Raw genomic sequence first — 9,393 nt, forward strand, 5'->3', positions numbered from 1 at the left:
CATCATCGCCACTCTTAGTGGCTCATCAATAAGGGAAGTATCTATGTCTAATAAAATGACTGGTTTAGTAAAATGGTTTAACGCAGATAAAGGTTTTGGCTTTATCACTCCGAACGATGGCAGCAAGGATGTATTCGTACATTTCTCTGCTATCCAGAGTGACAACTACAAAACGCTTGATGAAGGTCAGCAGGTCTCCTTCACTATTGAAAAGGGCGCTAAAGGCCCTGCAGCTGGAAACGTCACAGCGCTGTAAGCGTCGCTAATTATTAGCGACACTTACAATAACGATGAAGGCAATAGTCTGAGCAGCTAAGCTCTGCTGATAATAAAATGAACCCGCCTTGTGCGGGTTTTTTATTACATTAATTTCGCGTGATAAATGTCCTCTTTTATTGCTGTCGACTTGGACGCGGGACATTTCAGAGTTAATAGTTGAATCACTACTGGTAACGTAGACACTTTGGACTTACACCATGTCCGCTTTACGCGCATAGATGACGGTCAGGCAGGGTAGCGATTAATCTAGATGATTATTTTTTATCAGGGAAAATAGTGTTATTCCGCCTCACCTTTCTGGTAATACACCTGTTTGATGTAGCGCCCACGTCCATCACCGTGCCCCAAATCCATTGATGCCAATGCCAGCGCTTCCCGCTCACTGAATCCCTGCGCTGTGTAATATTCACCGGACTGCTGGGCAAAATGGTAGCGCATACTGTGCGGGGCATTCTTACCCGCCAGTCCAGAGTTTCTGACAATATATCGGTAGCGGTCTATGGCCTGCGTGATCGTCGGTTTATCAATCAGTTTTCCACCCCGCTCTGCCTGCTCTCGCTCGGCATAAGCAATGGCATGTTGCAGCGCTGCCCGATCCAATATGGTCGTCTGCCTCGGCCGTCCGCCTTTGGTGCCAAATATCACCCGCACAGAGGTCTGCCCATTTTCCAGGGCTTTTTTCCAGGTGGCTAACGATTTATAGGCTTCCACCGCTTCTTTGGTGCGCAACCCCAGAACATACGCCAGTTGCATCACCGCCGCCACGCGCCGATCTTTTTGCTCGACCTGCTGAAATATTTCACGGAACGCCGCCGGTGCCAACGCTGTTTTAGTTCCTTTTCGGTTTATTGCAACAATACCGAGTGCCCGGTTGCTCAAACGGGTATTATCGGGATCAGCCAGCTTATGCTTTCCGGCCTGCGCTAAAACGCTTCTCAGCACGGACATTTCATTTTGCAGAGTCCGGTGGCTGATAAGGTTGGCCTTTCGCTCTGCAATATAGCGTTCAATATATTTGACTTTAAGGTTGTCCATCTGCCGGAGCTTAATGCCTTTATCCTTTAGAAAGTTAAGGAACTGCCGGGCAATCCGTTCACGATCGGCAACCGTGGCAAAGCTCCCACCCGCTTGTCGGGCATGGGTAATAAATGCTTTCCTGAACAACTCAATTTTTGACCGTGCCGATTTCTGCGCCATTCCCGCCTCTCCTGTCACTTTTTCTCTGTTTTAATTCATTTTTTAAACAAATCTCTGCGTGTCGGTTCAGGTTCACCGTTCCGTGATGCGTCAGATAATGTGTAGCAGAGTGAGGTTGTGTTGAGTTATTGCAGGAGCTCGCGACGTGCTGAGCACAGCGATGGAAGGCTCCCCGTTCATTGCCTGATCAGTTCAGGATGAACGCCTCATTATCTTGACGTATGTCATATCTCCTTTTTTTATCGCATCAGCCTGTTTTAAGGCGGTGGGTTGAAAACCAGATCTGGAATTCGTTCGTCAATCAAACAAAATATCTGTTAATAGTCTGTTTTGAATGGTTTCACTGAGTAATTCAGGGTTCAAATCGGTCGTAAAGGCAGACCGAATGCGCTCTGGACGCTGACGCCCGGCGACGTCACTTGGTAATCGCTGCGCTTCAACACAAGTGACGCCGCGCAATATTCGGGACGTTGATCGTGATAAATTGAAAACACAGGTGAACATTGTACCGGTGAAAACGGTATCGTTTAACGTAAGACAGAGCTTGTTTGCCCTGTTATGTGAATAGCCGGTGGTGAATCACACCGGGAGACTTTCATCATCAGACGGAGGGTTAAGTATCCAATGATATCTGCTTCCAAAAGTGCGCAGATGTACCGCATTGTGATGCTCTCCCTTGCAGGCTACGGGAGTTTTATTTCGCCGCTTAACGCTGATCCTTACAGGCGGAAGATCATCAGTTAACAGAAAGATAGTAGCGATTACATCAGGCGGGGTCAAACGGTGTTTAGGCTTCTTTTTCACGGCGTATTTTCAACCAACCTGAATAACCGTCTTTCCAAAATAAATAAAAAGACCTTTTCATATTACTTAAATAAAAATTATCTCATCGTGATATTGATGCTTATCTCAAATAATGATTGCCGTTGTATTTTAACAAGCATGAAAGAGCTATTTTTGTTATGGTGTTTTATTTTAAGATAAATGATTTCGTTACTTTAAAGACCTTTTGTGATCATTATCATAAAATGAAAATGATCATGGTTTTCATGACGCTTGATATTTTATTTTTATTTATAAATCATAATATTAATTAACAGACACGTTGCCTGTTAACGATAGAAGTCAAAATAATGCGTTAACTATAGAGAAAAACAAAGTGGATTGCGCTAATGACGCAATGATTTTAACTTTTTATGTTGTCATTGTTGGGTGTGTTTCTTTATTTCACTTGATTTCATTTGGTTTTCACTTAGCCCTTATTTATCATTTCCCCTCATTATTATTTTTCATGAATTAACCAAAATATTCCGGTATCACCGTTTCTTCACATTATCTCAGGGTCACGGTGTAAAAACAGCCCGTTGATCCTTTCATTATCCCATTTGTCAGAGGCAACGCCGGACGAATTTTAATGTTGTGCCCGAACGTGATGGCCTGCCTCGCTGTCAGGTTATCACATTATCCGTCATCATCTCAGGGAGACACCTATGTCAGTGAAAAAGCACCTCGCAAAACTTCAGCAGGGAAAGGCACTATTTGAGCAGGGGCAACAAGCCACCCGGCTGGCCCAGCAGGCAACCGGGAGCTTCGTCGGGCACGAACAGGGGCTGGCAAAGAAAGCCGCCGGGGGTCACAGCGCGGCCACCAAAGCCCTGCAAAAAGCCAGCCAGTTATTGAATGGTGGCGACTTCCCCAGCGGCCTGCAATTTACCCTGACGGCGGGCAGTCTGGCGCCAGAGACCTTTGTCGTCACGGATTTTACCCTGAACGAACATTTTTCCCAGCCGTTCCGGCTGGAGGTCGGGCTGGCGAGTGCGGACCCGGCCATCGACTTTCCGGCCGTACTCGACCGCGCCGCCACCCTGACGATCACACAGGATGGAATTGAAAGCCGGAGTATTACCGGTATCGTCGCCAGCTTTGAACAGGGCAATACCGGACTGCACCAAACCACCTACCGGATGAGCATTCGCCCGGATCTGTGGCGCACCACCCTGCGCCAGAATTCGCGGATCTTCCAGCAACTGAACATTGCAGCCATTATCACCACGATTCTGAAAGAGCACGGCATTCGCGATGTCGTCTTCAGTCTGCGCCATGCCCATCCTGAACGGGAGTTTTGTGTGCAATATCAGGAAAGTGACTTTGCTTTCCTGCAACGACTGACTGCGGAGGAAGGTATCTTCTACTTTTTTGAATGCGGTAACGGGCGCAATACGCTGGTGTTTGCCGATGACGCCGGCTCCGTACCTCCGGGGATTGTTCTGCCCTACCAGCCGGGTGACACCAGTACGCTGGGAGAGCCGGCGGTGAGCAACCTGACACACCGGGCACAGGTTCGCCCGGCACAAGTGCAACTCAAAGACTACACCTTCAAAAACCCGGCATGGCCGGCCGAATTCAGCCAGCAAATGAAGGAGGATACTCTCCAGCAGTTGTATTACGAACATTACGACTATCCGGGCCGTTTTAAGGATGAGACCCACGGTAAGGATTTCACCCGTTACCGTCTGGAAGCACTGCGCAACAATGCCGTGACGGGGCAAGGCAGCGGTCACGCGATTGCTATTCAACCAGGGCGGTTATTCACCCTGTACAACCACCCGCGTGAAGATCTGAACCAGTCCTGGCAGGTGGTAAGCGCCAGTCATGCCGGCAGCCAGCCACAGGCACTCGAAACTGCTAACAGCGGCACAGGCACCACCCTGAACAGCCAGTTCCACTTTATCCGCCATAACCAGCACTGGCGCCCGACGCCGCTACCGAAACCGGTTATCGATGGTCCGCAGATCGCCAAAGTAGTCGGCCCGGCCGGGGAAGAAATCTTCTGTGACCAGTATGGGCGTATCCGCCTCCAGTTCCCGTGGGATCGCTACGGCAAGAGTGATGACCAGAGTTCGTGCTGGATACGGGTCACCCAGCCGTGGGCCGGTCAGGGCTGGGGCATGCTGGCTATTCCGCGTATCGGGCAGGAAGTGGTCGTGGATTTTCTGCATGGTGACCCGGATCAACCGATCGTCACCGGGCGTACCTACCACGCCAGCAATATCCCACCGGGCGGGCTGCCGGGCAGCAAAACCCAGATGGCGTTTCGCTCCAAAACCCACAAAGGCGAAGGCTACAACGAGCTGCTGTTCGAGGATGCGAAAGGCAGTGAAAAGCTGTCACTGCATGCGCAGAAAGACATGGATACCACCGTACTGAACGACCGCAGTACCCGCGTGATGCACGACCATACCGAAAGTGTCGGGCACAATCAGGCTCTCAGCGTGCGGGCTGACCGGCATAAAGAAGTCATCGGCATGGAAGTAAGCAGCATCGGGACACGGCAGGTCACCGTGGAAAAAACCAGCGTACTCAGTGCCAAAGGACAAATTACCCTCCAGTCCACCGAGAGCGGTATCACCCTCGGCAACACCAAAGGAAGTATCGCGATTGATGCCGACGGCAATATCCATATTACCGGTAAGGCCGTCATTGTGAACGGACAAGAGGTCATCACCCTGAACTGATACCGGGCTGGCCAATCACAGACTAACACCCGCTTCGCCGGATTTTTGCCGCGGGCGGCATAGCCATTGTAAAAAAAGTGAAAAGGAAAACCATGAGTACACAACCCTACCAGATGAACGAAGGCACCCTGACCCTGCCAGCCGGCTGGCGTGATGAATCGATGCACGTGTTTGTGCTGCCGGATGACAGCGGCGTCAATCTGGTGATTAACCGCACCCCGGTGCCGGCGGGCACTGACCGCCAGACGTATTATGAACAGACACTGGCGCAGTTTGTCACCCACCTGCCGGGGTATCAGGAGCATCAGCGGTTACAAATTGAACTGAGCGGTGACCCGGCGTGGCGACTGGATTACCAGTGGCAAAGCCCGGAAGGAGAAATGCACCAGACGGTGGTGTTGCAAATCCGGGGCAGTCAGCTGCTGGCGTTTAACCTGACCTCGCCACAACCCATGAACAGCGGGCAGCGGGAAGCCTTACTGGCCGTGGTGAGCAGTTTTCAGGCGACATAAGGGAGGCCGATATGGGATTAGGTGATGAAATTATTACCCGGATTGCCCGGGTCGGGGCCACTCATGCCCGCCCGCCCCTGCCGCCTGCCGGCGGTGCCAGAGGGCCAGCAGCCGCACGCCAGGGCGACCCCATCCAGCATAAGAGCTTCTTTGGTGCCCTGATGGGGGCGGTAGCCGGTGCCCTGATTGGCGCCGCGATTTTCGGGGCCGTGGGGTTACTGGTTGCCGGCACCGGCGGGTTAGGGGCGACGCTGATTGTGGCAGCCGCCGGCAGCGGATTAACCTATCTGGCCAGCGATGCCATTGCGGCAGCCAGCTCAGCCGTGACAAACTTTATCGACAGCTTCGGCTCCCCGGACGGGGTGTTGAGCAGTGGTTCCGGTAACGTCATCATTGAAGGAAAACCCGCAGCACGGGCCACCGTCGATATGGCGGCGTGCAGCAAACACCCCGCCCCGCCCCTGATAGCGCAGGGCAGTGAATCCGTGTTTATCAACGGCCAGCCTGCGGCGCGGGTCGGCGACAAGCTGGTCTGTGGTGCGGCCATCAAAGGGGGCGCGAGCAAAGTCTTTATCGGCTCCGGTCAGGGGACTTACCTTGAGATTGAAGAAGAGTTCTCCGGCTGGCAGCGGGCGTTACTGGTGGCGGTGGAATTTCTGGTGCCGCCGACGCGCGGGCTGCTCAAAGGCGTGGGGAAATTGCTGACCAAAACCGGCCGGCAGGCGGTGCTGGCCGGCGCAAAGCTGGGGGCCAGAAAAGCCAGTGGTGCCCTGAAGGGCAGACTGATTTGTGCCAAAGCCGCATTTAAAGCCAATAAAGGGGTTAAACGTTTCACTCAGGCCACCAAAAAATTCTTCACGGGCGACCCGATAGACGTGACCACCGGCAGCCTGTTTGACCAGCGCACCGAATTTGAACTGGGGCAGACGATACCCCTGACCTTCACCCGCAGCTGGTCACCGGGATTGCGGGGCCTGCTTGGCGAAAACTGGCTGGACAACTTCTCCGAGGCCGTTATCGTGACCGGCGACCGGGTGGAGATCCTGACGCTGGAAGGCGCTTCCCTGCATTTCGCCCTGCCCCGGAGCGTTGACCACAGCATCAACCCGGAACACCCGGAATTTACACTGAGCCGGCAAAAACAGGGCTTTGTCCTGACCGAGCGCAATAATCCGGTTCGCAAATACTTCACCCGGTTAGCGCTCACAGAAGAGAAGACGGTAGAACGCTGGTTACTCACGGAACACCGTGATCGCAATAGCAATACCGTGCGTTTTCACTATAACGACATCCATCAACTGGAAAAAGTCACCCACAGCGATGGGCCGGAACTGTGGCTGTTCTACCGTGATGATGGCCGGCTGGCCGATATTCGCCGCACTGACAATGACCTGAATGACGTGTTGGTACGCTATGGCTATCACGAGAATGGCTGGCTGGCAGAAGCAGACAGCACCCAGCAATTTCACCTGTTCTATGACTATAACGAACAGGGACTGATGAGCCGCTGGTCGGATGGCGACCAGACTGCTGTTGATTATGCCTATGATACACAAGGTCGTTGCATCCACAGCATCGGCAGTGGCGGGTTCTACCCGGTACAACTGACTTATGAACCGGGCATCACCCGTTCAACGACGCCACAAGGTCATACCACCCTCTGGCATTACAATGACCAGCAACAGGTCACCCAGGTCGAAACCCCGTGCGGGCATATCACGCGTTATAAGTATGATGAATGGGGCAACCTGCGTCAGCAGATTTTACCGGAAGGGCAAACCCTGACATTAGATTATCTGGCGGATACCGGGCTGGTGACGGCCTTTACCGACACCACTGGCGCAACCTGGCAATATCACTACGATGAGACTGACCGCCTTATCAGCATGACCGATCCCCTCGGTCGTGTCTGGTGGCAGCAATACGATGACAATGGCAATACAGAGTGCTTTATCGCCCCCGATGGCAGCAAAACCACGCTGACACGTAATGAATTCGGCCTGGTTATCGCGGCTGAAGACGATGAAGGGCATAAACGCACATGGGAATATGACAACCATCAGCGCCTGAGTAAACTGTTTGATGAAGAACACCGCAGCCTGCGACTGGGCTACGACAGCCATGACCGCTTGCAGCGACTGGCCTCGGGTGGCGGTGCACTGTGGCTGTGGGAATACGATCGCCATCATCGTGTGGCGTTAAGCGATCGCCCGAACAACAGTCTGGAACGATTTCGCCATGACCGCCACGGTAACCTGACCGAGTGGACAGATGCCCGGGGCGTGCAATGGTATATCGAATACGGCCCGTTTGATCTGCCTGTCGCACGTGTCGACGGGGAAGGAAATCGCTGGCAATACCGTTATGATCCCGACAGTCTGCAATTACTGGCCGTCATTAATCCGCAAGGCGAAAGCTACCGTTATACTCTGGATGCTGACGGACGGGTGATTACTGAAACCGATTATGCGGGTACGCAGTGGCACTATGCGTATGACGGTAATGGCAACTGCATTGAAAAACGGGATGCGTTGAGCACTATCACCCGCTTTGAGTATGATGCGGCCAATCGCATGACCGCCATGCACACGCCCGAAGGCACTACTACCTACGGTTACGATATTCTGGGTCGTTTACTGGCAGTCACGGCACCTGACAGTACACCACTGACATTCGAATACGATGAGAAAGACCGCATCGTGAAAGAAACGCAGGCGCACGGCGACATCCGGCGTGATTACCCGGAAAGCAGCGCCGTCGAAAGAACACTGCTCACCACAAATAATCCGGGCTGGCAGGTAAAAACCGAAGCCAATAACGTCGGTGAACTGCGGCGAGTCAGTTTCAGCGGTGAACATACGCTCAGCCTTGAACGGGATGACGATGGGCATGAATGGCACCGTCAGTCAGATAAAGGTTTTATTCTGCGTCAGGAACACTCCCTGATGGGGCAGTTGACCGCTCAGCGGGCCGGACGCAACACCGAATTCTTTGAAGCCCATGAAGTCGCCGATATTCCTCAACCGACACTGGCGGGACTGGACAGGGAATATCGCTACGACGCGGCACTCAATCTGGTGGCCGCCAACGATGAGCGGCAATGGTTAAGTTATGTGGTGAACGGCAACGGACAGGTGACTTCAGTCAGCAACCGGGATCGTTTGCAGGAACATTATCAATATGATACCTCCGGTTACCCGGCACGCCGTTTTGACGGTTTGCATGAAATTGACAGTGAACGGCTTTACCAGAAAGGCCACCGGCTACGACAGCTCGGTCAGCATTTATTTGAATATGACGATGCAGGTCGCATGACCGCCATGCAGCTCTGGCAGGACGGCCACCGTGCTCAGCTCACCAAGTTCCGCTGGAACAGCCAGAACCAGCTTATCGGGGTACAGACACCGGGCGGCCAGCAGTGGGTCTATCGCTACGATGCCTTCGGGCGGCGCACGGAGAAAGCGTGTGAACGGTCAGGTGAGCGTACCACGTACCTGTGGGACGGCGATGTACCCGCGGAGATTAGGGAATATCGGCATAACCGCTTGCACTGCATCCGGCATCTGGTATTTGATGGCTGGCAGTTATTGACACAGCAGGTACAATTTTTTACCCCGAACCCAGAAAATCGCCGTGAACTACTCGCAGGAAAAATTCAGACGCAGTATGCTGTGTGTGCACCGACGGGCGAGCCGCTGGCCTTGTTTGATGAAGCGGGACAACGGGTCTGGTGTCAACCTCCGCAGAGCTTGTACGGATTACGTCTGGGAATTTTGGGGGAAAATCCCGAATTGAATCCGGGACTAAAATTCGCCGGCCAGTGGCTGGATGAAGAGAGCGGGCTGGTCTACAATCGGTTCAGGTATTACTCGCCGGTGGCCAGTTGCTAT

7 protein-coding genes and 3 pseudogenes are annotated in these 9,393 nt (G+C 53.0%); 6 read left to right on the forward strand and 4 right to left on the reverse strand.

Annotation, left to right across the window (positions count from 1 at the left end):
• Nucleotides 1–43: 43 nt before the first annotated feature.
• A complete protein-coding gene (gene cspA, locus ABLA85_RS18430; protein ID WP_367965433.1) occupies nucleotides 44–256 on the forward strand; it encodes an RNA chaperone/antiterminator CspA in 213 nt (70 codons plus the stop codon).
• 302 nt (nucleotides 257–558) lie between these two features.
• Here cspA and ABLA85_RS18435 read toward each other — a convergent pair whose 3' ends face one another.
• Both ABLA85_RS18435 and ABLA85_RS18440 read right to left on the reverse strand, forming a co-directional pair.
• Nucleotides 559–1,476, reverse strand: coding sequence for an integrase domain-containing protein (locus ABLA85_RS18435; protein ID WP_367965774.1), 918 nt, complete (start codon nucleotides 1,474–1,476; stop codon nucleotides 559–561).
• A 297-nt stretch (nucleotides 1,477–1,773) separates the two neighbouring features.
• The gene (locus tag ABLA85_RS18440; RefSeq protein WP_367965775.1) at nucleotides 1,774–1,980 is read right to left on the reverse strand and encodes a hypothetical protein; all 207 of its coding nucleotides are present in this window, start codon (nucleotides 1,978–1,980) and stop codon (nucleotides 1,774–1,776) included.
• Between the two features lie 986 nt (nucleotides 1,981–2,966).
• On the opposite strand from ABLA85_RS18440, the gene ABLA85_RS18445 reads away from it, so the two are divergent.
• The 3 genes and pseudogenes from ABLA85_RS18445 to ABLA85_RS18455 all read left to right on the forward strand — a co-directional run.
• A complete protein-coding gene (locus ABLA85_RS18445; RefSeq protein ID WP_367965776.1) occupies nucleotides 2,967–4,991 on the forward strand; it encodes a type VI secretion system tip protein VgrG in 2,025 nt (674 codons plus the stop codon).
• 92 nt (nucleotides 4,992–5,083) lie between these two features.
• Nucleotides 5,084–5,503 carry a DUF1795 domain-containing protein gene (locus ABLA85_RS18450; protein WP_367965777.1) on the forward strand — a complete coding sequence of 140 codons (420 nt, stop codon included), beginning with the start codon at nucleotides 5,084–5,086 and terminating at the stop codon, nucleotides 5,501–5,503.
• Between the two features lie 161 nt (nucleotides 5,504–5,664).
• Nucleotides 5,665–6,039, forward strand: a pseudogene (locus tag ABLA85_RS18455) (PAAR domain-containing protein); the annotation flags it as partial.
• 56 nt (nucleotides 6,040–6,095) lie between these two features.
• Here ABLA85_RS18455 and ABLA85_RS18460 read toward each other — a convergent pair.
• Entirely contained in the window at nucleotides 6,096–6,338 is a 243-nt protein-coding gene (locus ABLA85_RS18460; protein WP_367965778.1) for a hypothetical protein, read from the reverse strand.
• Here ABLA85_RS18460 and ABLA85_RS18465 point away from each other — a divergent pair.
• Nucleotides 6,229–6,564: pseudogene (locus tag ABLA85_RS18465) on the forward strand (DUF6531 domain-containing protein); the annotation flags it as partial. The gene ABLA85_RS18460 and the pseudogene ABLA85_RS18465 overlap by 110 nt on opposite strands.
• 171 nt (nucleotides 6,565–6,735) lie before the next feature.
• Here ABLA85_RS18465 and ABLA85_RS18470 read toward each other — a convergent pair.
• Nucleotides 6,736–6,927, reverse strand: a complete 192-nt coding sequence (locus tag ABLA85_RS18470) for a hypothetical protein (RefSeq protein ID WP_367965779.1) — start codon at nucleotides 6,925–6,927, stop codon at nucleotides 6,736–6,738.
• Between ABLA85_RS18470 and ABLA85_RS18475 the strand changes: the two are divergent.
• Nucleotides 6,904–9,393: pseudogene (locus ABLA85_RS18475) on the forward strand (type IV secretion protein Rhs); the annotation flags it as partial. The gene ABLA85_RS18470 and the pseudogene ABLA85_RS18475 sit on opposite strands and share 24 nt — an antisense overlap.

The organism is Xenorhabdus sp. SGI246 (assembly GCF_040838225.1).
Classification (GTDB): Bacteria; Pseudomonadota; Gammaproteobacteria; order Enterobacterales; family Enterobacteriaceae; genus Xenorhabdus; species Xenorhabdus indica.